This window comes from Trinickia sp., assembly GCF_036503415.1.
In the GTDB taxonomy this organism is placed as follows: Bacteria; Pseudomonadota; Gammaproteobacteria; order Burkholderiales; family Burkholderiaceae; genus Trinickia.
Window position 1 is genome coordinate 1 of sequence record NZ_DASXWY010000061.1, and the last position, 26,438, is coordinate 26,438.

A 26,438-nucleotide genomic window follows, 5' to 3' on the forward strand; every position below is an offset into this window, starting at 1 on the left:
GTGTCCGACGTGACTTCGATATCGAGGTTGGGGTAGTGGTGCATCGCGTCGGCGACGAAATCGACGAACCACGAATGAATCGCGCTATCCATCGCGCCGATCCGGATCGTGCCGGCAGCGAGGTTCTCGTCTTGCAACGAGGCATAGAGCTCGGCCATGGATCGGCTCACCTGCTCGGCATGTTGCAGCACGCGCTCGCCGGCGCGCGTGAGCGTGACACCTTTCGGATCCCGCTTGAAGAGCTTGGAGCCGAGTTCCTGTTCGAGAACCGATATGCGGCTCGAAATGGCGGCCTGCGTCGAATGGAGCTTGTCCGCCGCGAGGCTGAAGCTGTGCAGCTTCGCGACCCAGATGAACGTTTCGAGGAACTTGAGATTCACTTTGCACTCCGCCATCAAACCGAATGAGCGAAGGGCCGGAATTGCCTCGGCAATCCGGCCCTTGCGCGCTGTCAATCTCGATATAGAGCTTCAGACATCACATGAACGCATTCAAAAGCACGATATTGACGATCAACAATGCGATCGCCGTCGGTACCTGTGCTCGAATGACGCCGTATTTATCGGGCAGCTCGAGCAGCGCGGCCGGCACGATGTTGTAGTTTGCCGCCATCGGCGTCAAGAGCGTTCCGCAATAACCCGAGAACATGCCGATCGCCGCAATCGGTGCGGGATTGCCATGGAAAACGCCGATCAGCACCGGCAGGGCGACGCCGCCGGTCATGACGGGGAACGCCGCAAAGCCGTTGCCCATGATGACCGTGAACAGCGCCATGCCCACGCAGTAGACGGCCACGGCAACCAGGCGGTAATCGAGGTTCACGTAGGCGGTGATCAGATGCGCGACGGCCTTGCCCATCCCGGCATCGGCAAACACCAGCCCCAGCATGCCGAGCAATTGCGGAAGCACGACGGCCCAGGAAAGGGCATCGACCAGGCGGCGCGCTTCTTTCACCGACTGTCCGACCGAATCGCGCGTCAGCGCACAGGCAAAGATCAACGCGATGACGCAACCGATTCCGAACGATGCGAGCGTCGCATTCTTGGGGTCGATCAGCGCGACACCGCCGAAGACGAGCTTCGGCGCGAGCAGCGTGCCGATGACGGTGACGAGCGGAATCGTGAGCGCCGGCATGAAGAGCTTGTTGCCGAGCCGGATCGCACTGGCGCGGCGCGCTTCCTCAGGGCGCATCTGGGGTTTGGCACGTGTGACGCCGCCGATACCGGCGACGATCGCCATCAGAATCACGAGTACGCCGACGACATCGGCGGGCAAGCGGTCGCCGGCCAGAAAAATCACGCCGCAGACGATCCAGAAGCCGCCTGCGAGGAAGCGCTTCGGATGTGAGCGGTCGCTGACGATGATGCCGCCGATGACGAACAGCACGATCCCGACGAGCCAGAAGAATACGTTGAGCGAGACGATCATGCGTTTTCTCCTTGCGCCTTCGCGGCGACTTCTTCGGAACCGGTGCCTTGACGAGCGTCGGTGGGCTGCTTGCTACCGAGATTGCGAGCGAGCCAACGATCCAGCCGGTACAGGCGGAAACTTTGAATCAGGAACGCAGACAGCGCGGTCGGCATGCCCCAAACGGCGACGTGCATCGGCTCGACGACGATGCCGGCCTCCTTCAGGAACGTCACCATCAGCACGATGGCGCCGAAGGCGACGAACACGTCCTCGCCGAAGAACAGACCGACGTTGTCGCACGCCGCTGCGAACGCGCGCAGCCGGTAGCGAACCGCATCGCTCAGCTTGCCGTGGCGAGCCTCGGCCGCGCCTTCCGTCATCGGTGCGATGAGCGGGCGCACCATCTGCGCATGACCGCCGAGCCCGGTCAACCCGAGCGCCGCCGTGATTTCGCGCACGAACAGGTAGGCGATCAGCAAACGGCCGGGCGTTGCGGCGCGAATACCGGAGATCCAGATCTGCGCGCGTTCGCGCAGCCCGTGCCGTTCCAGCAGACCGACCACCGCGAGCGGCAGCAAAATGATCAGCGAAATCACGCGTGTCTTGACGAAGCCGCTACCGATCGCGGCGAGGATATGGTCGATGGGAAAGTGCGCCGCAAGCCCCGTGACGATGGCCGATGCCGCCACGATCAACATGGGATTGAAACGCAATAGAAAGCCGATAACGATTACAGCCACACCGACAAGTGGGTATAGATTGACTGCATGTTGCATGGGGTGCTCCTCCGTAGCAGCGATGGACAAGGTCCCGCGCGTTCTCACGCGGGGCCCCGGTATGGCGCGTTGACCGGGGCCTGTTCGTTCAATGCCGCCCTCCGAACAGGCCCCGACTCGCGCTTGTATTGTTGGAATTATGCAGCGCGGCCGAAGCCGCCACCTCCCGGCGTTTCGATGACGAACACGTCGCCAGGATTGACCGTTGCCGTATGCGTTGCGCCGAAGTGATCGATTTCGCCGTTGGCGCGTTCGATCCAGTTGCGGCCGACGCCACCGGCTTCTCCACCCGCCAGACCGAACGGCGGGACGCGACGGCGGTTCGCGAGGATGTTCGCCGTCATCGCACGCCGGAAGCGGATTCTGCGCACCGCGCCGTCGCCGCCCGATTGCAGGCCGGCGCCACCGCTGCCCGCCCGAATCGCATGCTGCTCGACGATGACGGGGAAGCGCCACTCGATCACTTCCGGGTCGGTCATCCGCGAGTTCGTCATATGCGTTTGCACCACCGAGGTGCCCGGATGAGCGCGCCCCGCGCCCGAGCCGCCAGCGATCGTCTCATAGTACTGATGAGATTCGTCGCCGAACGTGAAGTTGTTCATCGTGCCTTGCGAGGCAGCCATGACCTCGAGCGCACCGTAAAGCGCATCGGTGATCGATTGCGAGACCTCCACGTTGCCGGCCACGACAGCGGCAGGGTACACCGGGTTCAGCATCGACCCCTGTGGAATCACGATTTCGATCGGACGCAAGACGCCTTCGTTCATCGGGATATCGTCGGTCAGCAAGGTGCGGAACACGTAGAGTACGGCGGCCTTGCAGACCGAGCAGGGCGCGTTGAAGTTCGTCTTGCGCTGCTCGCTCGTGCCGGTGAAATCCACGCGGGCCTGACGCCGCTCGTGATCGATCGTCACCTTGACGCGGATCGCGGCCCCGTCGTCCATCTCATAGGCGAATTCGCCGTCATGGAGCGTTGCGATGGCGTTGCGGACCGCTTCTTCGGCGTTGTCCTGCACGTGCCCCATGTAGGCGAGCACGACATCGGCACCATAGCGCTTGACCGCACGCAGCAGCTCGGCCGCACCGCACTCGCAGGCGGCGATTTGCGCGGTCAGGTCGGCGATGTTCTGATCGACGTTGCGGCTCGGGTAGGGGCCCTCGTTGAAGAGCCCACGCACCGGTCCCTCGAGGAAGGTACCCTCGTCGACGATCTTGACGTTATCGAGCAGGACGCCTTCTTCTTCGATGCGCGTGCTGTTCGGCGGCATCGATCCCGGCGTGATACCGCCGACATCGCCGTGGTGCCCGCGTGCGGCCACGTAAAAGAGCAGCTCGGCACGCTCGCCATAAACGGGCATGACGACGGTGATGTCAGGCAAGTGCGTGCCGCCGTTGTACGGGACGTTGAGCATGAAGACGTCGCCGCGCTTCATCGTCGCGCCGTGCTCGCGAATGACGCTGAGCACGCTGTCGCTCATCGACCCGAGGTGAACCGGGATATGCGGCGCGTTCGCGATGAGGCCGCCCGCCCGGTCGAAGATGGCGCACGAGAAGTCGAGCCGCTCTTTCATGTTGACCGAGTACGACGTTTTCTCGAGCGTCACGCCCATTTGCTGGGCGATCGACATGAAGATGTTGTTGAAGATCTCGAGATGAACGGGATGCCGCGCGGTCGTGATCGCGGTCGTCGCTGCCGCGGCGCCGGCCTGCGCCTGATCGTTGCGCTCGAGACGCAGCGTGCCGTCTTCGAGCAGGCTCGCCGACCAGCCCGGTTGCAGCACGATCGTCGAAATGTCCTCGGTGATGAGGGCAGGGCCTTCGAGCCGGTCGCCCAACGCGATTGCCTTGCGCGCGTGAAGCGGAACCTGCAGTTCGCGCCCGCCGACGAACATCGTTGCGCGCGCATCGGTTTGCGGAGCGCTCGCGGCGCGGCGCGAGACCATGGTCAGCGCGTTGGTATCGGTCTCGGTCAGGCCGACGGCCTCGACGACGACCGATTCCACGACGAGCGCCTTGGCCTGCATGACGAAGCCGTAGCGCTTGCGATGCAGTGTTTCGAACGCCAGCACCATCTCGGCTTCGTGGCCGAACGGCACTTCGAGCGTGGAATCGGTGTTCTGGTACTTGAGCCGCACGGCCCGCGTCACGCGTGTGCGATCGCTCGGGATGCGCTGTGCCACCAGTTCTTCGAGCGCTTCGGTTTCGAGCGCGTTGTAGAACCCGCGCAACTCGGGCAGCGCGGCTTCTTCGAGTACCGTTTCGACGGCGCGTTCGCGCAGCACGCGCAGGTCCGCGAGGCCCATGCCGAATGCGGACAGCACGCCCGCGAACGGATGCAGCACGATGCGTTTCATGCCGAGCGCGTCGGCCACCTCGCAGGCGTGCTGGCCGCCCGCGCCGCCGAACGCGCACAGCGCGTAGTCGGATACGTCATGCCCGCGTTCGACGGAGATGGTCTTGATCGCCTGCGCCATGTTGTCGACGGCCACCGTGAGGAACCCCTCGGCGACGGCTTGCGGGCTCATCGAGCGGCCCGTTTCGCGTTCGACTTGTTGTGCGAGATCGGCGAACTTCCGGCGCACGACTTCGACGTCGAGCGGCAAATCGCCGTCCGGCCCGAACACGTGCGGGAAATGCTCCGCCTGCACGCGGCCGAGCATGACGTTGCAATCGGTCACCGTCAGCGGGCCGCCGTTGCGGTAGCTCGCCGGACCCGGATAGGCGCCGGCCGATTCGGGGCCGACCTTGAAGCGTCCGTTTTCGAAGCTGCAGATCGAGCCGCCGCCGGCCGCGACCGTATGGATGTCCATCATCGGCGCGCGCACGCGAACGCCGGCAACCTGCGTTTCGAATACGCGCTCGTACGCGCCGTCGTAGTGCGCGACGTCGGTCGAGGTGCCGCCCATGTCGAAGCCGATGACCTTCTGTTCGCCCACGGCTTCGCAAGTCTTGACCGCGCCGACGATGCCGCCCGCGGGGCCGGACAGGATCGCGTCCTTGCCGCGAAAGCGCGAAGCGTCGACGAGGCCGCCGCTCGACTGCATGAACATGAGCCGCACGGAGCCCGTATGCTGCGTGACGCGATCGACGTAATCGCGCAGCACGGGCGACAAATAGGCATCGACGACCGTGGTGTCGCCACGGCCGACGAGCTTCATGAGCGGGCTGACTTGATGGCTGACGGAGATTTGCGTAAAGCCGCATTCGCTGGCGATGGCGGCGACGCGAAGTTCATGCTTGTGGAAGCGGTAACCGTGCATCAATACGATGGCAATCGAGCTGATGCCGGCTTCGCGCGCGGCGCTCAACGCCGCGCGCGTGGCCACTTCGTCGAGCTCGCGCAGCACCGTGCCTTGCGCATCGATGCGCTCGTCGATCTCCGCCACGCGTTCGTACATTTGCGCCGGCAGCTCGATATGCCGCGCAAAGATGTCGGGGCGTTCCTGATAGCCGATGCGCAATTGGTCCGCGAAGCCGCGCGTGATCGCGAGCAGCGTGCGGGCACCTTTGCGTTCGAGCAAGGCATTGGTCGCCACCGTCGTGCCCATCTTGACGACTTCGATCTTGTCCTGCGGCAGCGGGGCACCCGCTTCGATGCCGAGCAAATCGCGGATGCCCTGGACGACCGCATCGCGATAGCGATCGGGATTTTCCGAAAGCAGCTTGTGTGTGATGAGCTCGCCGTTCGGTTGGCGCGCGACGATATCGGTGAACGTGCCTCCCCGATCGACCCAGAATTGCCACCGGCCGTCGCTTGGGGTGGTCTCTCGCGCGGCGCCGACGCCGGTTGCCGCGTTCTCTTGGTTTGCTTGCGATTTCACTTCCATGACCTCGACTCTCCGTCCACGATGGATGGCCGCCGGTTGCTGGGTGTGGGCGCATCGCCGGCCATTGTTTGTCGGGTGGATTGTCGAAGGAGCCAACCCGGTCAGTCCAGGCAGAAAAATAAATCCACCGTATAAGAAAAATAGATACCTGCCGGAGCCTTATGCAGCGGGCCTGTCCGTGCCATCGACGCCTAGATGGCGGCGCACCGCGGGGTAGTCGTATAACTCGTCTTTCATGGCCGACAGCGTGTTGGCTCGCGGCACCGCTTCGTTGCGCGGCACTCCGGCCTGCGTCATGGCGTCGAGCGCGTCGCGCAGCTGGGTTTTGGCTTGGCGCAGTTGTCCGCGGGGCCACCACTTCGCGCGCACGAGGTTGGCCAGACCGACCGGTCCGCTGACGAGGCCATGGCCGACGGCGCGGCCGACGAGCCTCAGTTCGTCCCACGTCGAATGGACATGCCGGCGATAGCCCGCCGTCGTACGCAAGTCGACGCGCCGCCCGGCCGCCTGAAACACCCAGCGCGCTTCGTGCAACCGCGATTGCAGCGGGCTCACGCGCGTTTGCGAGAGCAGCTTCTTGTTGTCGGCCTTGCTCATGCGAACCTCGCCCGTGGCTGCAGTGAAGACTGCGCCGCCTGCAATGCCCGCACTCAATGCGCCCGCTTCGGCGGAGGGATCGAGGCCGGTGCGATGGCCGTGCGCGTCCGTGGTGTAGGACGAATCCGTTGCCGTGATGCCATCCATGATCGGCAGGGCCGTCCCGGTCGATACGCCCGCGTGAAAGGCCTGGACGTAGCGCTGAACGATCTGGGCGCTTTCTCCGGGCTTGCGAAGCCGCGCGCGGCGATTCGCTTTTTCGAGTTGCTTCAAGTCGTCGAGGCAACGGCCGATCAGGCTGTCGGCGGGAATCGCGGCCCAGCGTGCCGGATCCAGCGACTCGAAATCGCCCGCGTGCTGCTTGGCGAGCTCGATGCGTTCCGTCAACTCCGCAAGCCGCGTGCGATGCGGCGCCAGCGTACGCTCTGGCGTCGTCCCGCCCGCTTGCAGCGCGCGGATTTTTCGCTCGAGCTCGGCATGCTCGTGGATCCATTCGCCGAGCGCATCTTCGTAGACCTCTCGAACCGCCGCGATCTGCACTTCGGGCTGCGTCGTGAACGACCGCCTAAGGGCCGCTTCCGAGACATGCTCGGGCCTCAAATCCTTGAAATGGATGCGCGCGGCGCCTTCCGTCAGGAAGTCGCCCCACTTGGTGTTCGCTCGCAGGTTGTAGCGATGCTTGTTGCGCCGTTCGTCGAGGTAGCCCGCCCCCCATTGCAGCGGTACCGTGGCGGCCAATATCGCGGGGCCGGCAATCTGCCCGGCGACGGGCACGGTAGCGGTTACCACGGCGCCCGCTGCGGCTACGCCGTTCACGGCCATTCCCCAGCCCTTGCTGTAGGTCTGCGTGCGATTCAGGCCGATGCGGCGCCTGTACTGCCGATCCGCGGTGTCGTGCAACGCGAGGAACGCATCGGTCAGAGGGCCGACGGCGGCTTGCGCGCCTTCGTCCGATTGCGCCGCCTGCCGAAACTGCGCAACCGCCGTGGCCAGTTCGCGACGCTGATCCTTGAGCGATCTGACGATCGCCCCCATGTCGGGGCTTCGTTCGATTTGCGGCGCAACGACGGGCTGTCCGCCCACGCGTTTGAACGATTCCTTCACGTCCGTGATCGAGCGAAGCGTGCCCGTGAGCGCCGGGTTGACGATATTGGGCGGCAATTCGTGCGCAACGATCTTGGCGACCTTCTGCGTCACTTTCAATGCGTGCTCGGTACCGGGAACGAGCGAGAGTCCGCCGCTGATGCCGGCGGCCGCGACCGAGGTCAGTCGGCCCGCGACGCTGTGCAGCCCTTCGTATAGGCCTGCGTTGTGGATACCTTGCTTGTATAGCGCGACATCGATGTTCAGCGAAGCGAGCAAATGATGCTGAGCCAGGTCCGTCAACAGTGTGCGCGAATAGTGCTTGGGGTGCGCTTGCACGTCGGCGAGCAACTCGTCCACCGGTACGTCGAGTAACTCCTCGAAGCGTCGCTGCGCGGCGCCCTTTCGGTGCAGACGGGGCATGAAGCGGGCCCATTCGTTTTTCTCGCAGTGAACTTCAGCGGCGCAACGCAGCTTGATCGCGGTCAGTGCGCGTTCGCGATCGAGCGGCCGCCGCGTCGCGTCCAAGTAGTCCTCGAGTAGCCGTTCGCGCCGCGTGTGCGCAAGCGGCGGCGCTTCGTTCGTCTGCGCCTCGTGCACGAGCGGACCCGTGGACGCCGTGGTGTTCGGGGGCACGACGGCATTCGTTGGCGTGACCGTATCGGAGATCGTATCGGAGAGAGCATCGAATGGACCGGAAACCGTACTGTGAAACGAAGCTCCGCTCATGTCCGAATCGGTTCTCTCCTCGATGTGGGCCGAAGTCCGGCGCCATGGTCGCAAGTCGGAGAACTGCGCGTTGACGGCGGGCGTTTCGCGGCGCAGCCGCTCGGACGTATCGCGAACGGAAGCCGTCTGCGAATCGGTCGACGTCGACGCGACCGGGTTACCGGTGGAAATCGTTCCGCTTTTCATAGGGGCGATGGGCGAGGGATGGATGGGGCGTGCGTCGAGCGGCCCGCTGGAAAAACGCGGATGCCGTGCCCGACGCGTCATGGCCCAACCATAAGCTCGATCGCCGTGCCGCTCGGTTCAGCGAACGAATTGCGCTGGAAGCGAGCGAAATGAGGATTTGGAATATAGATCGACGATTTTATGGATACGCTTATGAAGTTCTATTGATAGGGAAATCGATCTATGCCGTCAGTGCCGGTCAGTAACGAATTCGATGCCTTGATTGATCGCGCATGCGTACGTGATCTGCGGCATCAAGCGCGTATAGGCCGGAAGGGAGAACAAATCGGTCGAGAAGGCGACCGTCTGATCCGGTTTGACCTGATAGCGGATGAATTGCCACAGCGGCGAACCGTCCTGTCCGACGCTCGCATGCTCGTCCGCGAAACTCAGCGTGCCGTCGGGCGTGATGCGGTACGACGAGATCTTGAGCCCGCCACGCGTCGTGCCGGGCCGCGTCGTGCTGCCGCTCGGGGCGCACCGGGTGAGATCGACCGCCACCGATACGGTTGCTCCTCGCTCGAGCGCCGCTTCGATGTCGGCCAGCGTCGACAGTTGCGGGTTGGCCAACGCTTGCGTCGACCAAAGGCCAGCGGCAATGGACAGCGCTATCCAGGTCATTTTCGATTTCGACATCTTTCCCTCTCAGGCTGGTGGAATGGGTGGTTGAAGCGCGGATGAATATATATAGATTCGTCACTCGAGAAAAGCACCATAAACATCCCTTATGGCGCTCGATAAACATTTCTTGTCTTGTGGAAACGGCTGACCCGGAACCCCATTCGCCGCGCGCGGCGCGGTTTCGTCGCACGGCTGCGTGCCTGATGCCCTTTACCGGCAAGCTCGCAGGGTGCGAATCAATGGGTCCGTCAAGTGAAAATCAACTTTACCGAAGGCAGCAGCTTTCATGTCGAGAAACATGACGACGACGCAGCCGGTAGGCGCGAGGCGGTCGCGCAGAAGGCCGCGCAACGCTACGGAGAGCGACCGGTCTATTTCAACGCGCTCCAGCACGGCAGTTTCTCGGCTTTCGAACAGTCGCCCGAGTACGTCGTGTCCAAGGCGCAGATTCGCAAAAACGTCGATTCATTGAAGCAATTCCTCGAACGCAAGCAAACAGCCCAACACCGGGATGCGTCGGCGCAGATCGAAACGTTTGCGGGGCGCGTCGAAGCCGGTTCTTCCGGTTATTTTTCGACACGCGTCGTGCTTGCGCATACTCAGGGCAAGGAGGCACTCGAGCAACTCGCCTATCGAATCGAGGATCCGGCAATCGACGAGGACAAGCGCGAGCAAATCGTCAGGAACCTGGCGCCCGGGCTGATCGTGTGTGCCGACGGCGCAATCACGCATCTGATCAATTCGGCGAGAGAGATCGATCTTGAAGGCGCCGGCGGGCTGCGCTTCAACGCTAAAACCGAATGGGAACGGATGCTGACTCAAGCGATTCTCGAATTCACGCAGAGATCGTTCGGCATGCGTCAGCACTATCAGCCGAACGAGGTCCATTATCACAACGCATGCTGGAATCATCTCCTGTCGGACTATGGCACGGACCCACGTGAGGACGCATTCATTCCGAGCCTCGGCATTTCCGACGGCGATCTCGCCGCGTGCAAACAACACGTCATCGAGCGTGTCACGCCGGGGCGGCTCGTGCGCCACGTCGCCGAAAACTGCCTGGCGGAGATTCGCGGACGCTTCAACGGCTTTACCGACCGTACGCTGTCGGCCGACGAGGTTTGGGCTTTCTATCGGGAGTTCGCGCCATGGGCCGAAACCGAACTGCGCGAGCGCTTCGGACCGATCGAGGCCGAGGCGCTGTTCGTCAGCGGGGAAGACGAAGATGGAGAAACCAGCTATCGGATGACGCAGGATCCGGTGCTGCTGATGCCGCAGATCGGCGCCAACCTCGTCAAAAGCGACCTGTTGAATGACTTTCCTGTGCGTGTCGTACGTGGGGGGCCGAGCGAGCAGATCGTCGAGCTCGGGTACCAGGCCTTTATCGTTCACGACGAGGCTCAAAAGAAAGATCGTTCGCTGGTGCTGCGCGATCTGGGCTATATGCATGACGCCTTGACGCCAGCGATGGTGATGGCTGCCCTGAACAATACGCCGCACGACGAGCTGATTGCGCTGGCACCCGAGCGTATGCTCGCGCTGCTGGATACCGAACGAGCGCCTGTGAGATGGCTCGCGCAACTGAGCGACCCTGTCGTGCGCCGATATTGGGAGAACAGATCCGATACGGGTGAAATCCTCACGGCGCCGATCGTGGACAAACTGAATGTCCTCGGCAGTGCGCAGCGCGATGCTGTACTGCTCGGCGCGGCGAAGGCCGGAGATGAACGTTTGACGGCCTTTCTGGTCCAGGCATTTACGCCGATCCGCGGAATCGATGAGCGCGGCAACGCGGTGGTGCATTACGCCGCGAGCCAAGGGATGGTGCGGCCGATCGAACGGCTGGCAGGGAAGATCGATGTCAACATGCGTAACCGCGATAACTGGACCGCGCTGATGTTGGCTGCCCAAAGCGGCCAAGCCGGAGCTATTCGCGCGCTCAAATCGGCCGGTGCCGATGTCGAATTGACCAACGAGGCAGCCGAGACCGCATTGATGATTGCCGCGCGCAAGGGCCGCGTCGAGGCGATCGAGGCGCTGCATGAGAGCGGGGCGAACCTGGAGCGAACGAACGTGGTCGGCTGGAGCGCGCTGCTGATCGCCGCGGCACACGACCAGCCTCGAGCGTTGGCGGCGCTGCTTGCGCGCGGTGCGAACGTCGAGCATCAAGACAATTACGGCTGGAGCGTATTGCACGTGGCCGCTTCGAACGGCGGTACGAGGGTTTTCGCCGAGTTGATGGCACGCGGCGTGGATCCGGAGCAAACCACCGCGACAGGCATCACGGCGCTCATGCTTGCCGCGGCGCATGGTCGCGTGCCGATGATCGAAGCGTTGGCGGACGCGGAAGTCTACGTCGACCGGGTAACCGGCGAAGGTCTTACCGCTGTCATGTTCGCCGCACAGGTAGGGCAGGCCGCCGCGATCGACGCGCTGGCCGCGCGCGGCGCCGACCTCGATCTGCTCAGCGACGGAGGCTTGAGCGCGCTGATGATGGCGGCGCAGCACGGACATGTCGCAGCCATCGAGATGCTGATCGACCGCGGCGCGGCGCGCGAGCTGCCTGACGCGCACGGTTGGAGCGCGTTGGTGCTGGCTGCGATGATGGGCAAGACAGCGGCGGTCCGGGCGCTTGCGGCGCGCGGCGCGAACGTCGATCATGCCGATGCCGCGGGCATGACGGCGCTGATGTCGGCCGCGGGAAGCGGCAAGCTGACCGTCGCCGAGGCATTGATCGAAAGCGGCGCGGACCTCGATCGCGCCGACCGGATACTGGGCGCCACCGCGTTGATGTATGCGGCAACCTCGGGACACATCGAAATCGTCGACGCGCTGCTCGCAAAGCGCGCCGACGTGGCACGGACCGACAGCAAGGGCTGGAGCGCGCTGATGCACGCGGCGAACGGGGGAGGACCGGCCGTTGTGACGGTCCTCCTGAATGCCGGCGCGGACATCCGTCACATCGCTCTCGATGGGCGGGACGCGCTCATGGTTGCGGCCGCGATCGATGCTCACGCGTCAATCGAGGCATTGGCGGCGGCGGGCGCCGAGATCGACCGGACCGATGCGTCGGGGCAGACCGCTCTGATGATCGCTGCGGCTCGCAATGGCCACGATTCGGTCCGCCTGCTTGCTGCTCGGGGGGCTGAAATCGAAAAGCGCGACGCCAATGGCCGAACCGCCCTGATCATCGCGGCGGCGCAAGGTCACGGCGAGGCGGTCAATGCGCTGCTGGCCTTGGGCGGCGATATCCGCGGCACCGACAATGAAGGCATGACGGCCCTGCTGGCGGCTGCCAGGACTTGCGATACCGAATTGGTCGAGACGCTGATTGCCCACGGCGCCGATGTCGAACATGCGAACGCGCTGGGTCAGACAGCGATGATGCTGGCCGCTCGGGACGGCGACGCCGATATGATCGCAGTCCTGATCGACCACGACGCGCAAGTCGATCGTACCGACGCCGCGGGGCGCACCGCGCTGCACCACGCGATACAGCAAGGCCAGACCGAAGCGGTCGCCTTTTTGCTGCGCCTGGGTGCCGACGCAAGCATTAGGGACACGGGCGGTTGGAGGCCACTGGCGCTCGCCGAAGCTCACGGGCATGTCGCAATCGTCGACTTGCTGCGCGCCGCCGGCGCATCGTCATCGGAGAGTTCCGATGACGACGGCTCGCCGGACGCTTCCGACTCGGGAAGCGGGAGCGACGACAGTCCCGAAGCGTCGCCGCCGGGCTCACCCCCGGCGCCCGGCCCATCTTCCTCCTCCGCTGAGCCGTCAGCGAAGCGGCAGCGGCTCTGACAGCGCGCGCGGCGAAACGCGGATCGCCGCGTCGTCCGCTTATGTGCCCGGGCGGGCGAGTCCGCTTACGTGAACGATAGAACCTGCTGCGCGCGGTTATCGTTGCGAGCATAGGTCACGCCGACGATACCGTTGATCCCCACCTGCTTGCCTTCCTGCTCGATTTGAAGGTTGGTCAGGAAGCGGCCCTCGCGATACTTCTCGTCGCCGTGTATCGCCGATATCTCTTCGCGCGCGGTACCTGCCGTCTCTTTCTTGCCCAGCCGCTCGGCCATGTAAGCGGCTGCGCGCAGTTTGTTGGCCGTATCCACGTTGTCGCCGAATTCCGTGTACAGCTGCGGTGTCGACGTCAGGTCGCGTTCCTTCAGGTAGTGGTTGACGAACTCGAGCATGCGGGTCTTCTCGCGCTGCACTACGTTCTCGCGTGCCTGACCGCCCGCGTTGTACTCCTTCGGGAAAAACTTCTTTGCCTTGTCGTCGGCATACTTGTCGACGTTTTGCCCGAATTCGTGAAGGAAGGAAATCGGCGCCTGGAACGTGCGTGTCGCGAAGCTCGTCGGCAGCTCCTTGCCGTCCTGCACGATCTGGACGCGACGATCGGCCACGCCGAAGCGGAAGAATTGCGCCGAGCCCGATACGAATGGGGCGATGGCGGTGGTGATCGAGCTGTGCAGGTCGTGAGTGCCCGCCGAAAGCTCGTCGTAGCCATTCAGCGACGCCAAAGAACCCTGGAACGACGCGTTGTAGGCGCTCGAGTCCGTCTCCCATTCGGTCTTCAGGAATCCCGATTGGTCCCGATACCGGATCGTCGTGCCTTGCGTGCGTCCGGCTGCGCCGACCGTCGGCAGGCCCAGCTTGAAATCGCCGAATCGAATGCCGACGTTGCCGTTGACGCTCAGCGTGCCTTGCTTGTCGGTTTGATCCATTTCGTAAAATCCGATCGACAGATCGTCGCCGAAAGCCTGATAGGCGCACTTGATCAGCGACTTGCGGTCTTCCTCGTTGGCCGGCTGCGCGTGGCCTTCAAGTGCGCCGCCTTGCACGAGCAGTTTGACGAGCTGCGCTTTTTTCTCGTTGACGGCGCGATCGCCCAGCACGCCGCCCGACAGATTGCGGGGGAATCCGAGGACCGCGCCTTCCTGATGGACGACTTCGTACGCGCCGCCGACATCGAGTCCGCCGCCCGCCGTGATCGGTGCGTCACCCGAGGTGAAATGGCCGACGCTGCCGCCGAAGCCGGCCTGACCGCGCTTCAGTGTCGTCACGCTGACGCGCAATTGACTGCGATCGGTACTCGTCACCGATTCGAAGCGCACGGTGCGGATCTTGCCGCCGCCCAGGTCCGCGTGGACGCTGCCGAGAAAGTGCAGCGGAACGCTCGAGATAATGCCCGAAACGTTCTTCGTGGTGCCCTGCACGTTGCCGGCGCTATCCAGCGCGAAACCCGAGCCCAGTTCCTCCGCGGCGACGATTTTGGCCAGGATGTCAGCGACTTCGTCGCGCGATTTGCCGCGTAAGGAAGGGGTGGCGATCGGGGCGATCTCGTCCGGATGTTCCGCGCGCTCGAACGCTTCCGCGAACGCACGCCATGGGTGGTCGGCCGGTGCCGCGCCCGCTATCTCCTTGGCCGAACCCGCGTTATCGGGCCCGCCGACAGCGGCGGCCCATTGCAGCAAACGTTGCGTCGTCAACGGCTTGTTCTCGTCGGCCACCATCGCGGCGACTTTGGCTCGCAACGCGTCGTTCGCTTCCGCATCGGCTTCGGCACCGGCGCCGCCAAGTTTCTGCATCACGGCATCCACGACCTTGCCTTGCGACAGGTCCGAGAGGCTCACGGGCTGCGCGAAACGCGGCAACATCAGTGTCTCCGCCTTGGACGTCTGAATGATCGACGATCGCACCATCAGACGCAGCGCTTCCTCGTCGCCGGCGGCCGCGTCCTCGCCAAGATTGGCGCGTTCGTCGATCGTCGTCTGGACCTTGTGCTGCATGTCGTAGAGCGCGCGGCCGGCGTGTGTGCCGCCACGGTTCGCGACACCCATGCCGCGGCCGCCGTCGCTCTCCGCGATGCGGTTGTAAGTGTAAAAGGGGCTCTTGTTCTTGTAGACGCCGACGTGCCGGCTCAACGCTTCGAGCGAGCCCAGGAAGCGCGTCCAGGTGGTCGGGCGCCGCATTGCGCGGTCGAGGTGCTTGCCAACGCTCTTGCCCAGGCGCGATTCGGCGAGCTGGAATTGACTGCGCACGCCGCTCGGCTCACGCGCCTGGTCGGTCAGCATATCGCCGCGAATCATCGAAATCGCGAAGCGGCAACCGTGCGTGCCCTGGCTGAAGGCCGTGCCGCGCGTGGCTTCGTCGGCGACGTGCGCATCGATCGTCTGCAACTCGTCTTTGACGGCGAGCATCGCCTTTTGCGCGAGCGAGAGATTGCTCGGCACAGACGTGTTGTTGCTTCCCGGCCACTGGTCTTCGCCCGCTTGCGCGATGGCGGCGTGGAGCGCACCGTCGGCGAAGATCGAAGCCGGATCGTGCGCGAGCATGCGAGGACCGCCGGGCTCGGGCGAGGCGGCATTGCCCACCTGCCGCGATGCCCGGGGAAACACGCCGAGTATCTTGCTTTCGGGCTTCGTCGCGGCCGATTGCCGTGCTTCGCGCACGACCTGTTGCGAGGCTTTCAGCAACACGCTCAACAGCATCCGGTCCTTTTCCACGACCGAGGCATGTGTGCCCGCCGGACGGGGCGTCTGCGGCGTGAGCTTTTCGATGAGGCTCGTGCCGACGCCGCCTGGAATGTGGATGAGCTCTTGTGCGAGCGCCCACGCCTTATCGGCATCGTAATCGGGGGTGCGCTGCGGTTCGGCGGTATCGCGCAGCGCATCGAGCAGATTCGTCTGCGGCAGCGATTGCAGTGCGATCTGCGCATCGTGCGCTGCGTCGTAGGCCGGATCGTAAGCGGCGTCGCTCGAACGATCGGGCGTGCGGCTGAACGCGATATGCAGTGCCTGGGCAAGGCTGGATGCCTCGAACGGCGTCAGGTTCTTTTCCGCGGCGACTTGCTTGATCGAATCGAAGAGCTGGCGGCGGTTGGTCCCGGGGAGGATGCTCGCGTCGAGAAACAATCGATCGAGTGCGTTCGGCGCTTCGAGTTCCTGCACGACGGGGCTTTCATGAAGCACGGCCGGCGGTGTGCTGCCGGGCAGATTCGCGAGCCGCCTGTGCAGCTCGACGGGTGCATCGCCTTCGCGCGTGACGCCCGTGAACGGTTTGGCGCGTGCGGTTTTTGTATTGGTCGAGATCGGGGTGAGCGACAGGCTCGTCGACGAAAAACCGAAGCCGTGAATATACGCTTCGTCCTTGGCATAGGTCTGCCAGCCCTTGAGCGCGTTCTTGAGTTGCTTCAACTTGCCCAGGCTGCTTCGCTGCGGGTTGGCGCTCGGCACGGGGTCCGGTTGAGGGAGCGGTGCGGTCGTAGTCAACACTTCGTTCTGCTGCGGCGGGACGTCGTGCCGTGCCGAACCCGTTTCCGAATTCGATGGCGTGACCGTACGGATTTCATTTTCCACCGGCGGTGGATGCAACGGGCCGATGTCGAGATCGAACAGATTGTCCTCTTCATGTTCGTCGCCCGACTCGTCGAAGATGGGGCCGGTGTCGTAGGTGACGTCTTTCGCCGAATGCTCCGATGTGTTCGAGTTACGAGGGCTCTCGTGCCGAACCTCGGTATCGTCGTCTCCGGCTCCTGTCGAGGAGAAAACCGCGGCACTCGGCTCCTGGATATCTTCCTGCGCGGTGGATTCCGCGGCGTGCTTGGCTTTGATCCAACTAACGGTCTCCCCAATCGGATCCTCGCGATGGGTGACCGTCGACAATGTGGCGGGGGGGGCTTGCGTCGGCGCCTTTTGCGTGGCGGCAGGAGTCTTTTTGGAACTGGATCGGCGATGGAAAAGCCCGCTCCAGCCTTTCTTGGAACGTTTCTCGGGTGCGCTCGGCGAGACGCCGAGTTCCGGTGCGAGGAAGTGCGCGATCGTGGGGCGGGCTTCGGTTTCGCTCGATGTACCGGCGGCGCCAGGACGGCGCGAGTCTTTTTGCGAGACGATGCGTGCGACCATTTCGCGCACGTCGTCGTCGTTAGAAGGGGCGGTGCCCGAGCGCCGGTTGTCTGCCGCGCCAACCGTTCCGGACACGGGTTGCTGAAAACTCCCGCCCGTCGCCAGTGAAGACTGCGCCTTCGGCGATCGCCCAAGCCGGGTAAGCTTCGAAAGCATACCGCCAAACGATCGACGCCCGCTCGAACGCGAGGCACGGGTACGGTTGCCGCTATCGGTTGCGGCTTGAGCAGGGTGTTGATTTGCGGCGGTGGACGACGCGCTGGTTCCAAACAGTTTCATAGCCTCGACTCGCTCAGGGAGACGAATGAAATAAGGCGCTGGAACACCACGCGCCGTCCTTCAAACCGGGTCTTGGGGTACCCGCGCGAAGCCAACCGCATCGGCTCGCGCGGGCTCGCTTTCAATCAACGCGCTGCGTTCGATACCGGTTCGCCGCGCTCATCGACACCCGCGGCGGCGAACGCCGCATCGCGTGCGGCACGCAGCTTCTCGGGTTCGATGTGCGGACCGTTGCGCAGCGGCGTCGGTCCCGACGGGCGAACGTTGCGCTTCATGAACTCGTTCGTCAGCACATGCTTCTCGAACGCGCGCACCTTCGCGCGCGCGCCGACGATGACGCGCTCGTAGTTGCCGATCGTCACCTGATGCCGTACTTCGGGAGACAGTTTGTCGAGCAACGGCTTATACATGTTGCCGGTCTCGGCCCAGGTTTCTTCCTTCTTAGGATCGAGCGCATCGGAGCCCATCAGAAAGCGATCGGGAAACTCGGTGATCAGTTTGGCGGCCGCGTCGATCGAGGCCGGATCGGGCTCCTCGACACCGTGCGCGTTTTGCTTCATGACGATCTGGCGTGCCACACGCGACCACGAGATGTCCACGTGAACGTGCTTCATCTCGGGATCGCGCAGAATCTGGCGCAGGTTTTCCATGTGATTGTCGGGCTTCGCGACGAAGCGGCCGATGCCGCCGAAGTGCGCCCAGACCATCGTCGTGTTCTTCGCTTCGGGCGAGCCGAGCAGATTTTTGATACCGTCGAGATGCTGCGGAGCACCGAGACCGTTCTTGCGCTGGTTATCGGTCGAGTCCACGTCGCAATGCAGAACCACCGGCATGCCGACGACCCCTGCCGTTGCGATGAGGTCCTTGAACGGTTGAACGTTGTCGGTCAGATTGGCCTGGCGCGCACCGTCGAACTGGCGCTCGACGAGCTCCTTGTGAATCGTTACTTCACCGATGCCCGTGAACGTGCCGGGGTCCTTGTGAAGCTTTTTGAGCAGCGCTTCCGAACTGAGCGGCGAGCCCAGATGCAGGCCCGTCACCATCGGATCGAGGCGGTCGCGCTGAGCATCGGTGAGACCCGACATGTCCATGAAATCGGCTGTGTCCGCGTCGACTTGCTGATTGACGACGAGATGCGCGCTCTTGGCGATCTTGTCTTCGCGCTCCGCGGTCAGCTCGTGGCGCGCCATGCTCATGTCTTCCTTCGGAACGTAATAGTCCTCGGGCGGAATGTGATTGTTGTCGGGGTGGCCGCACGGAATGACATCGGTTGGAATCGGCATGATCACGCTGCGATACACGCCTACCTTATCCATCATCGCGAGCATTTCTTCCGGCAGAATGCCTTGCTGCGTGTATTGGGTCGGATGGAAATGCGAATCGGACGTCCAGCTGCCCAGCGTGGTTTTAGCGCCTCGTTCGAGCGCTGCCTTGTCGGTGCCGTGGGTCACCGCGTCGATCTGCCGGCCGCGTAGCGCGGCGGTGATATGGCCGGCGCGCTGTGCAATCGGAACACGCGACGGAACGCGCGAACCGGTTGTCGTGCTGCTGCCGTCTTCGAAAAAACGTGTATGCGCTTGCAGCGTGGACGCCGCTTCGCTGCTCTCGCCTTTGCCACGCTTGGCGAGGTTGCCGGTCGGCGAATCGGGATTACGGCGTTTCGCGGTACCCGTCGGCGCTTTTGGACTGGCGCTTTGAGCGTTGTCGGACGGCGAAGAGGGAGTGGATGCCGAGGTTGACGCACGGCTGGATTGGACAGTGGTCATTTTGCCTTGCTTCGATAGGGTTGGAGTAATCGAGCGCGCCGAGATAACGGCAACGGCCGCTCGGTATGCGCGGCTTCGTTACGTGGTTCGTAGGAAGAGCGCGCGTGCTCAGTATCGGGAGGCGAATATGAGGGTGCGTCGTCTCGCGGCGAAATTGCTCGTACCGCGGCGAATCGAATCGCAGGCGTGGATGGCGCGTGTTCGGCGATGCCCTATTGGGGGGGGGTGACGAGCGGGAGCGAGAGCGGATGCGCTTGGGCGTCTCGCCGTGCAACCTCAGAAAGACCAACTGACTTGCGCGACCCAGCGATGCACGAGCATTGGACCCAACCGCGCTTTGATGCGCTCCGGACCTTGTGTGCCGAAGTAGGCGAGCTGAAGTTGCAGCGAACGGTATTGGTAGATCAGCCCGATGTCGTCATAGACGAAACCCGAGCCGAGTCCGGCGTGCAGGTCGTAATAGCCGACGCCGGCCGTCGCCGAAAATCCGTGGGCGAGCGGCAGATGCCCGACGAGGTTGTAGGTCAGCGCCAGCGTTCGCGGCGATCCTCCGTAAGCGGTATTCGGCGACACGGTGACAGAAGCGAAGAGGCTCTCGCGCCAGCTTCCCGCGAACCCCACCTCGTCGTATTCGATCCTCGTTGCGCGAGGGATGTGGGCGAACTGATAGTGCAGCAACATCGCTTTCGCACCCCAATCGCCGCGGCGCCATCCGTAGCCTGCGTTGGCGAGGAATTCCGCACCTATCGGGCTACCGCTCATCGGCCTGACGGTCCATGCCGAAACGCCGGCAAACGGCCCCGTGCCCGGGTACCAACTGACCGCCGCGTCGACCGAGGGCTCGTTGTGGCTCATATCGAGGCCGCGGTTGATGCGGTCGGTCGTCGCGCCTAACTGAAAATGCCAGGTATCGGACGCGCGAGCGGCGGGAACCGAGGCCACCAGCATCGAGAGCGCCAGGGCCAACCGACGCCCGACTGGGAGGCGCTGCCCGAAGGACAAATGCGAATACCGCTGCCGCAACCGCAATGCCGTTCGTATTCGAAGCAACGCCTGAATCCCCCTCATGACTCGTACCGCTTTCCTTTCGATCAGACTCTGCGCCGAAGTATCGCCAGGCTGCGGCAACGACTTCGGCGGGCAGGGCAAGGTACCCCGAGCGGGACGATGCTACCTCAAAAACAATAATTGTCGAACGGCGGATCGGGGGGCGGTGCGCGACGCTTGCATCTTTCGACGATTCGCCGATGGCTTTTTGATTTCGCCGCGAGCCATGAGATCGAAAGGCGGCTTCGATATCGTGGCGCGCAGAGCGACGCGGGGATGCAGGTCAGTGCGGCGCTTACGCGGCGGGGCCTTTCGCGCACGATGCGCATCGGCGGTTTCTCATCTATGCGGAGTCTAATACCATGAGCGTCAACCTTTCTCTCGATAGCACTGTCCAGTCCGAGCCACTCGACCTGAGTCCGACGACATCGTCCCCGGTCAATTCCGCTGTGGCGAATTACGAAGCACTTTACGAATCGGCGCTGCAATCGATTCAGCAGATGCTGCAACAAGTGTTCGCGGAGGAGAGCTCGCTCGACGCAGGGAATATCGACAACGGCGGTCAGCCCGATTCGGGCATGACGGCGCAAGGCGCATCGGGTGCGCTGGCTGCTTATATGCATCAGAACGGGATCGGCTCGCTCGATCCGAGCAAGCTCTATCAGATGGCGTACTCTCCGGCTGCCGGCACGCCGTCGGAAGTGTCCGACGCCGCCAAGTTCATGCTTTCGAACCCCGATGTGTTCAATCAGATCGAAACGCACGACGTCGCGGGCAGCGACGGCATTGCCGGCGTTAACGATTTCGACTGGGCGGCGCAAGGCGGGTTGAGCGACGCGTCGAACACCGGCGATGCCTCTTCGGCGGGCGATGCCGATTTCCTGGATGAGAGCGCAACGATTGGCGATACGGGTGCGTCGCTCGGCGCGCAAAGTGCCTCCGGTGCGTCGCTCGACGCCTCGGATGCGTCGCTCGACGCGCAAAGCGCCTCGGGCGCGCTCGGCGCCTACCTGCATGAGCAGGGAATCCCCAAGCTCGATCCGAACAAGCTGTATCAGATGGCTTACAATCCGGCGAGCGGCACGCCTTCGGAAGTCTCCGCGGCCGCCAAGTTCATGCTCTCGAATCCCGATACCTACAACCGGATCGAAACGCACGACGTCGCGGGCGGCGACGGCATTTCCGGTGTGAGCAATTTCGATTGGGCGGCACAGGGCGGCCTCGATAACGTCTGACGAAAGGCGCTCACGGGCACGCATGGCGCGTTGTCCGGCGAGCGGTTCGTCCGGTTTCACGGTTCGTGCGTCAGGGCTGCAACATTTTTCACTGTTTGCGGTACTCACGGGTTGCCATGTCTCGCCTCTCGATCAGCAACCCGGAGAAATCAATCAGATGACACATTGTCAGCCCAGCACGCCACGCGCCGGCCGTGCACCGTTTGCGCGGGAGGCGGCCCTGAAACGGCCGGCCCGCGCGCACGTCGTCCGTCTTTGGATGGCGGTATGGACGAAAGCGGTCCGGCGCACGGCAAGGCCGCGTCTCGTCGCGCTTGTCGCGGCCATCGTCCCGCTCGTCGTGGCATGCAGCCACGTTTCGCTCGTCCCGCCTTCGAATGCCGATATCGATCCCGATGTGCTCCGTCAGATCAACGACGAGGGCGAGCGGATGATCGTCGTGGCCGTTGCCAATCCGAGCGAATCGGTGCCGATTCTGGCAGGCACGACGATTGGCGGCTATGACGGCGGTCCCGGTTATACGGCTTACGGCAGCGCGCGGGAAACGATCGATGCCATTGCCCGGGACTACAAACTCGAGCAAGTCATGGCCTGGCCGATCGTGCCGCTCAAGGCCCATTGCGCGGTGCTCGAGGTACGTGACGAGCGTACCCGTGCACAGGTGATCGAGCAGCTTTCGCATGATCGGCGCGTGAAGATCGTGCAGCCGCTGCAGTCCTTTCGCACCGTCGGCACGTTGAGCAAACCCGGTGGCGATAGCGCGACGATGGCCGAGACGGCCGCGGCGGCCGACGCGAAAAGTACCGCGGAGCGTGCATATCGCGCCAACTATGTCGACTTCGAGCGGGGGTTGCGCGAAATCGATGCCCTGGCCGCGCAGCGCATTTCACAAGGCGAGGGTGTCCGAGTCGCTGTCATCGACACGGGCGTCGACGCGTTTCATCCCGGCCTCGCGGGATCGATCGCCATGAGGCGCGATTTCGTCGAACAGAACTTGGCGACGTTCGGCCACGACGTGCATGGAACCGCCGTGGCCGGCGTAATAGCAGCCAATCTCAACGGCGGTCGCGGCATGGTCGGTGTCGCGCCGCGTGCGCGCATTCTTGCATTGAAGGCATGCTGGCAGGAGCCGGCGTCTTCGGGCGGTCATGCGGCCGGGCAATCGGTGTGCAATTCGCTGACGCTTGCTCAGGCACTTGCGGCGGCGATCGAAGCGCACGCGAACGTCATCAATCTGAGCTTGAGCGGTCCGCCCGATCCGCTCTTGACGCAACTCGTCGAATATTCGTTGCGGCACGGCATTGTCGTGGTGGGCGCGGTCCCGCCCAGTGGAGACATGCATGCTTTTCCGGTTGGCATCGCGCACGTGATCGCGGCAGACTACCCGGGCGCGAAGACGGCCGCGCCGGTCGTGCGGGCGCCGGGTCGCGACGTGCTGAGCCTGACGCCGGGCGGTCACTACGATTTCTTTTCGGGCACTTCGTTTTCGACGGCGTTCGTCTCGGGCGTGGCAGCATTGCTGCTCGCCGTCGATCCGCGGCTCGATTCGGACAAGATCTATGCGGCGCTCAAGAGCAGCGCCCATGGCGACGCGGCGCACCAAACGGTCGATGCCTGCGGCGCGCTGTCGGCCGCAGTCGGCATCGCATGCGCCGACGCCGTAAATCAACCGCACTGAGCGCTGGCCGTCCAGCCGGCCCTTCTCTGCGCTCGCTCGTTCCCGCCCAACCCGCTTCTCTCGTTTCCTCGCGCCCGGATGTATTGGGCGAATCGCGTTTTTCGGCGCGCGAATCGTAACGGCCGATCGATTCGTCGAGGGACGCCGATATTCGCCACTTCCGATGTGAGCGCAGTTCGGTCGCCATGACAATCGATTCATCCTGCCGCTCGTGCGGCATTGTCGACGCGAAACCCGGAGAAGGCGATGAGAACCGATACTGTCCATGGCAGGCGCGTGTCGCGCGTGCTGCTGTTTGCACTCGCATGTCTAGGCGTTTTCTTCTCGGGGCCGATCCGTTCGGACAGACATGACCTGCTCGCGCGATGGCAGCGTGCCGACGCGACGATGTTGCGGGCGGCCGGATTCGACTTGCATCGAATCGCGTCGGGGGACATGCCGTGAACAGCAAGATCACGAAAGCGCTGTCGTTCTTTTCGGGGCTGACGCGCGGCGCGAGCAAGCCGGCGAGCGCGCCGGCCAAGACAGGGACGACGCGGCCCGCTTTGAATGGAGCGTTGAGCAACCTTGCGCGGCTGAACACGTCGTCGTCCGCGGCGGCGTCGCTCTTGAGTGGAGCGGCTCGGCCGCGATTATCGGCTCGCGATCTGCCGCGCGCGGGCGCCACGCCCCGGGCGCGTGCACAAGTGCTTGCGACGGCGCGCGAAGTGGCACGCATCCAGGCGTTGCCAAGCCCGGCGTTGCCAATTGATCTTCAGAAGCGGTTCGATGCACTCAAGGCAAGCATGCCCAAGGCGGGCGGAGGAAACGCCCCGGCCGGGCGCAAGCCGCCGATGACAGGCGAGAAGCGCAACGGCGGGTTGTCGGCGGCCGTATCGGTCCAGGTCAACGTGTCGTTGTCGGCATCGGTTACGAACGCGGACGCTCACGAAGTGGACGGCGCGAAGGTGGAAGAGCCGAAGGTGGAAGCTCCGAAGGTGGAAACTCCGGAGGTGGAAACTCCGAAGGCGGAAGAGCCAAAGGCGGAAGAGCCAAAGGTGGAAGAGCCAAAGGCGGAAGGTCCAAAGGCGGAAGAGCCAAAGGCGGAAGGTCCGAAGGCGGAAGGTCCGAAGGCGGAAGAGCCGAAGACGGAAGAGCCGAAGACGGAAGAGCCGAAGACGGAAAAGCCGAAGACGGAAGAGCCGAAGGCGGATGCTCCGAAGGTGGAAGACCTGAAAGCGGATGGTCCAGAGGCGGAAGGATCAGAGGCGGAAGGACCGGAGGCGGAAGGACCGGAGGCGGAAGGACCGAAAACCGAAGGCGTCGCAAGCCCCATTGCCGACGCTCATCAAGAGCTCTCCGGCTTGGAAGGCAAGGTCCACGACCATGTCAACGCCATGCACAACGCAGTTGCGGCTCATCCGGCCCAACCGCCGTACGACCTGTTCCAGCAGGAAATGGCCGAGCTGCAGCAACTCGCCATCCTGATCTCTCAGATCCTGCAGCGACTCGTGCAGCACTCGGGACAGGCATTGCTTTCGATCACCCGGAACTGAGATGGCCGAACGGCTGGCCGAGGTCGGCCGTTGGCAAAACGTCTTGCGCAGACGGCATGGGTCGAAATTTGCACAACTCGATGGGGCGTATGCGCCGAGAAAGCAGGCGCTCGCAACCGCTCCGAAGGGGAATGAGCGACGCGACCTATATGGGGCTCACGAGCGAATTGCCGCTGGAGGAGGAGGCAGCGCCGACTTGGCGCGACTGTACCGGACATTGACGCTCGACTCGGTGGCGCTCGCGGCGCACCCCGCAGACCGATCGAGCGCGAGCGCGCCGAGGTGACGAGCAAGCGCACTTGCCGCACGCAAAGGGCTATTCGACGTGAGATCGAGGAACGGGCCCGCGCGAGCGTGCGAGCTCGCACATTGCGCCATTACCCAAGGACGGGGCGCCAAAGACTCTGCAATTCGTCGGCGAGCTTATTCATGGCTTTCTGTTGCTTGGCCGGATTGGTCGCGCAAAACGCGCGATCGAACGCATTCGGGCCGAGCGCCTTGCGCACCTTCGAAGCCTGCGCGCGCAGCGCGGCCGCTTGCTCGGCGGAGATTTCCGCGAAGCTGCCCACGGGTAGCGCGAAGCGTATCGGATAGCTTTGGCCGAGCTCCTCTTTGGGCAACGATCCGGTATGAAGCAGAGTCGCGCCAACGAACGATTCGGCCATCGCTTGCTGGCCAGCGCCGCGCCAACGCGAGGTGTGAAGCCAGGCATTCGGTGTCGGCGCCTTCGGCCAGAGGCCGTAGATCGCATCGGCAACCTTCGCGATGGCCTCGGGTTCCCCGCCGAAGTAGGCGCGCTCGAGGGTGTCCTTACCCACTGTGAGCTCGAGTTCCGCCGCAAGCTCGACGCCCGACTTGCCGTTGGCGAGCCGTGCCGCCGCCGATCCATTGTCGAGCACGGTGCCGCGAAAGCGCGTCCCGTCCGGGAATTTCTCCGTGAAGTGCTGGGCAAGCCCTTCCGAAATCGACGGTGTACCGCTGCGCAGAAGCAACTCCTGAAATGCAGGGCTGTTATAGCAGTGAATGTATTCGTGCTGCGTGATATGGGTGGCGAGTTCCTGCGGCAACGTCTTGTCCAAATGCATGCCGACGACTTTTGCGTTGCCGAGCAGCCCCGGTACGTACTGCAAATCGGTTACGCCCGGCATGCCGAACGGCAACTGATCCAGTTGCGGTTCGATCGAATGGCAATCGCTATCGGCCGGAATATGGGTGCCGAACCGCTGCAGTACATTCTCGCGAGCTTGATAGACAGTGGGTAGATCGATTCGGGGACTGGGGACCTTCGGCGCTGCCGCGGGCGGACGATTGGCGCTCGTGCCCGGGGTCGATTCCGAGCCCGACGACGCTTGCCTGCTTCCTTGATACACACCGTAGCCCGCGCCGACGGCCAGTGCGCCGACATAGGCCTTCCAGAGATGCCGCATCCAATTTCCGCCTGCCGCGGCCGGTGCGGCCTGATCCGGCTGAGCGCGCTCGTCGGCGGGCGCAGCGTCACCCGTTTGGGGCAAGCGTGCGCGACGGCGCCGAGCGCCTTCCGGGTTGGGCCCCCCGCTCGTTGCCGAACGCCGGTTCAACGATTGGAGATTGGCGTCGCGCGTGGGGCCGGAGGACGAGGAGGGCTGCGACGAAGTCTTCTTCGTTTCGCGGCCCGATCGCTCGACCGGCAAATCGCCGGCACGGTTTGCGGAGGTGACTTTGGTCATGAATATACTCGGTGGGT

The 26,438-nt window shown here is 63.8% G+C and carries 16 protein-coding genes; 6 read left to right on the forward strand and 10 right to left on the reverse strand.

The features are described from left to right. The 5 genes from VGL01_RS08610 to VGL01_RS08630 all read right to left on the reverse strand — a co-directional run. On the reverse strand, nucleotides 1-380 hold a 380-nt coding region (locus VGL01_RS08610), incomplete at its 3' end, for a LysR family transcriptional regulator (RefSeq protein WP_331568436.1). 97 nt (nucleotides 381-477) lie between these two features. Continuing rightward, complete coding sequence (locus VGL01_RS08615) at nucleotides 478-1,428, reverse strand: DUF979 domain-containing protein (RefSeq protein WP_331568437.1); 951 nt, start codon at nucleotides 1,426-1,428, stop codon at nucleotides 478-480. Continuing rightward, nucleotides 1,425-2,186: a DUF969 domain-containing protein gene (locus VGL01_RS08620; RefSeq protein WP_331568438.1), complete on the reverse strand. Its 762-nt coding sequence runs from the start codon at nucleotides 2,184-2,186 to the stop codon at nucleotides 1,425-1,427. Before VGL01_RS08620 ends, VGL01_RS08615 begins: the two co-directional genes overlap by 4 nt. A 137-nt stretch (nucleotides 2,187-2,323) precedes the next feature. Next, nucleotides 2,324-6,013 (reverse strand): hydantoinase B/oxoprolinase family protein, encoded by a 3,690-nt coding sequence (locus VGL01_RS08625; RefSeq protein WP_331568439.1) that lies wholly within the window; start codon nucleotides 6,011-6,013, stop codon nucleotides 2,324-2,326. 159 nt (nucleotides 6,014-6,172) lie between these two features. Next, on the reverse strand, nucleotides 6,173-8,422 hold the full coding sequence (locus tag VGL01_RS08630) for a hypothetical protein (RefSeq protein ID WP_331568440.1): 2,250 nt from the start codon (nucleotides 8,420-8,422) through the stop codon (nucleotides 6,173-6,175). On the opposite strand from VGL01_RS08630, the gene VGL01_RS08635 reads away from it, so the two are divergent. Then, nucleotides 8,421-8,702 (forward strand): hypothetical protein, encoded by a 282-nt coding sequence (locus VGL01_RS08635; protein ID WP_331568441.1) that lies wholly within the window; start codon nucleotides 8,421-8,423, stop codon nucleotides 8,700-8,702. The two genes, VGL01_RS08630 and VGL01_RS08635, sit on opposite strands and share 2 nt — an antisense overlap. 134 nt (nucleotides 8,703-8,836) lie before the next feature. On the opposite strand, the gene VGL01_RS08640 is transcribed toward VGL01_RS08635, so the two are convergent. After that, the gene (locus tag VGL01_RS08640; RefSeq protein ID WP_331568442.1) at nucleotides 8,837-9,283 is read right to left on the reverse strand and encodes a VirK family protein; all 447 of its coding nucleotides are present in this window, start codon (nucleotides 9,281-9,283) and stop codon (nucleotides 8,837-8,839) included. A 237-nt stretch (nucleotides 9,284-9,520) separates the two neighbouring features. Between VGL01_RS08640 and VGL01_RS08645 the strand changes: the two genes are divergently transcribed. Continuing rightward, entirely contained in the window at nucleotides 9,521-13,069 is a 3,549-nt protein-coding gene (locus VGL01_RS08645; RefSeq protein ID WP_331568443.1) for an ankyrin repeat domain-containing protein, read from the forward strand. A 65-nt stretch (nucleotides 13,070-13,134) separates the two neighbouring features. On the opposite strand, the gene VGL01_RS08650 is transcribed toward VGL01_RS08645, so the two are convergent. The 3 genes from VGL01_RS08650 to VGL01_RS08660 form a co-directional block, all read right to left on the reverse strand. Further along, on the reverse strand, nucleotides 13,135-17,331 hold the full coding sequence (locus VGL01_RS08650; RefSeq protein ID WP_331568444.1) for a hypothetical protein: 4,197 nt from the start codon (nucleotides 17,329-17,331) through the stop codon (nucleotides 13,135-13,137). 248 nt (nucleotides 17,332-17,579) lie between these two features. After that, entirely contained in the window at nucleotides 17,580-19,220 is a 1,641-nt protein-coding gene (locus tag VGL01_RS08655) for a hypothetical protein (protein WP_331568445.1), read from the reverse strand. A 276-nt stretch (nucleotides 19,221-19,496) separates the two neighbouring features. Continuing rightward, nucleotides 19,497-20,168, reverse strand: a complete 672-nt coding sequence (locus VGL01_RS08660) for a hypothetical protein (RefSeq protein ID WP_331568446.1) — start codon at nucleotides 20,166-20,168, stop codon at nucleotides 19,497-19,499. A 461-nt stretch (nucleotides 20,169-20,629) separates the two neighbouring features. Between VGL01_RS08660 and VGL01_RS08665 the strand changes: the two genes are divergently transcribed. From VGL01_RS08665 to VGL01_RS08680, 4 genes are all read left to right on the forward strand, one after another. Continuing rightward, nucleotides 20,630-21,502, forward strand: a complete 873-nt coding sequence (locus tag VGL01_RS08665) for a hypothetical protein (protein WP_331568447.1) — start codon at nucleotides 20,630-20,632, stop codon at nucleotides 21,500-21,502. Nucleotides 21,503-21,659: 157 nt separating this feature from the next. Next, nucleotides 21,660-23,180, forward strand: coding sequence for a S8 family peptidase (locus VGL01_RS08670; RefSeq protein ID WP_331568448.1), 1,521 nt, complete (start codon nucleotides 21,660-21,662; stop codon nucleotides 23,178-23,180). A 246-nt stretch (nucleotides 23,181-23,426) separates the two neighbouring features. Continuing rightward, a complete protein-coding gene (locus VGL01_RS08675; protein WP_331568450.1) occupies nucleotides 23,427-23,624 on the forward strand; it encodes a hypothetical protein in 198 nt (65 codons plus the stop codon). A gap of 263 nt (nucleotides 23,625-23,887) precedes the next feature. After that, a complete protein-coding gene (locus VGL01_RS08680; protein WP_331568451.1) occupies nucleotides 23,888-24,715 on the forward strand; it encodes a hypothetical protein in 828 nt (275 codons plus the stop codon). 377 nt (nucleotides 24,716-25,092) lie between these two features. Here the strand turns inward: VGL01_RS08680 and VGL01_RS08685 are convergent, their stop codons facing one another. After that, entirely contained in the window at nucleotides 25,093-26,421 is a 1,329-nt protein-coding gene (locus VGL01_RS08685) for a hypothetical protein (protein ID WP_331568452.1), read from the reverse strand. Between the last annotated feature and the right edge of the window lie 17 nt (nucleotides 26,422-26,438).

Bases quoted from the DNA above. Each gene is read 5' to 3' on its own strand.
- VGL01_RS08615 (WP_331568437.1), bottom strand. From the start codon at position 1,428: ATGATCGTCTCGCTCAACGTATTCTTCTGGCTCGTCGGGATCGTGCTG.
- VGL01_RS08620 (WP_331568438.1), bottom strand. From the start codon at position 2,186: ATGCAACATGCAGTCAATCTATACCCACTTGTCGGTGTGGCTGTAATC.
- VGL01_RS08625 (WP_331568439.1), bottom strand. From the start codon at position 6,013: ATGGAAGTGAAATCGCAAGCAAACCAAGAGAACGCGGCAACCGGCGTC.
- VGL01_RS08635 (WP_331568441.1), top strand. From the start codon at position 8,421: ATGTCCGAATCGGTTCTCTCCTCGATGTGGGCCGAAGTCCGGCGCCAT.
- VGL01_RS08630 (WP_331568440.1), bottom strand. From the start codon at position 8,422: ATGAGCGGAGCTTCGTTTCACAGTACGGTTTCCGGTCCATTCGATGCT.
- VGL01_RS08640 (WP_331568442.1), bottom strand. From the start codon at position 9,283: ATGTCGAAATCGAAAATGACCTGGATAGCGCTGTCCATTGCCGCTGGC.
- VGL01_RS08650 (WP_331568444.1), bottom strand. From the start codon at position 17,331: ATGCTTTCGAAGCTTACCCGGCTTGGGCGATCGCCGAAGGCGCAGTCT.
- VGL01_RS08655 (WP_331568445.1), bottom strand. From the start codon at position 19,220: ATGACCACTGTCCAATCCAGCCGTGCGTCAACCTCGGCATCCACTCCC.
- VGL01_RS08660 (WP_331568446.1), bottom strand. From the start codon at position 20,168: ATGCTGGTGGCCTCGGTTCCCGCCGCTCGCGCGTCCGATACCTGGCAT.
- VGL01_RS08665 (WP_331568447.1), top strand. From the start codon at position 20,630: ATGAGCGTCAACCTTTCTCTCGATAGCACTGTCCAGTCCGAGCCACTC.
- VGL01_RS08670 (WP_331568448.1), top strand. From the start codon at position 21,660: ATGACACATTGTCAGCCCAGCACGCCACGCGCCGGCCGTGCACCGTTT.
- VGL01_RS08675 (WP_331568450.1), top strand. From the start codon at position 23,427: ATGAGAACCGATACTGTCCATGGCAGGCGCGTGTCGCGCGTGCTGCTG.
- VGL01_RS08685 (WP_331568452.1), bottom strand. From the start codon at position 26,421: ATGACCAAAGTCACCTCCGCAAACCGTGCCGGCGATTTGCCGGTCGAG.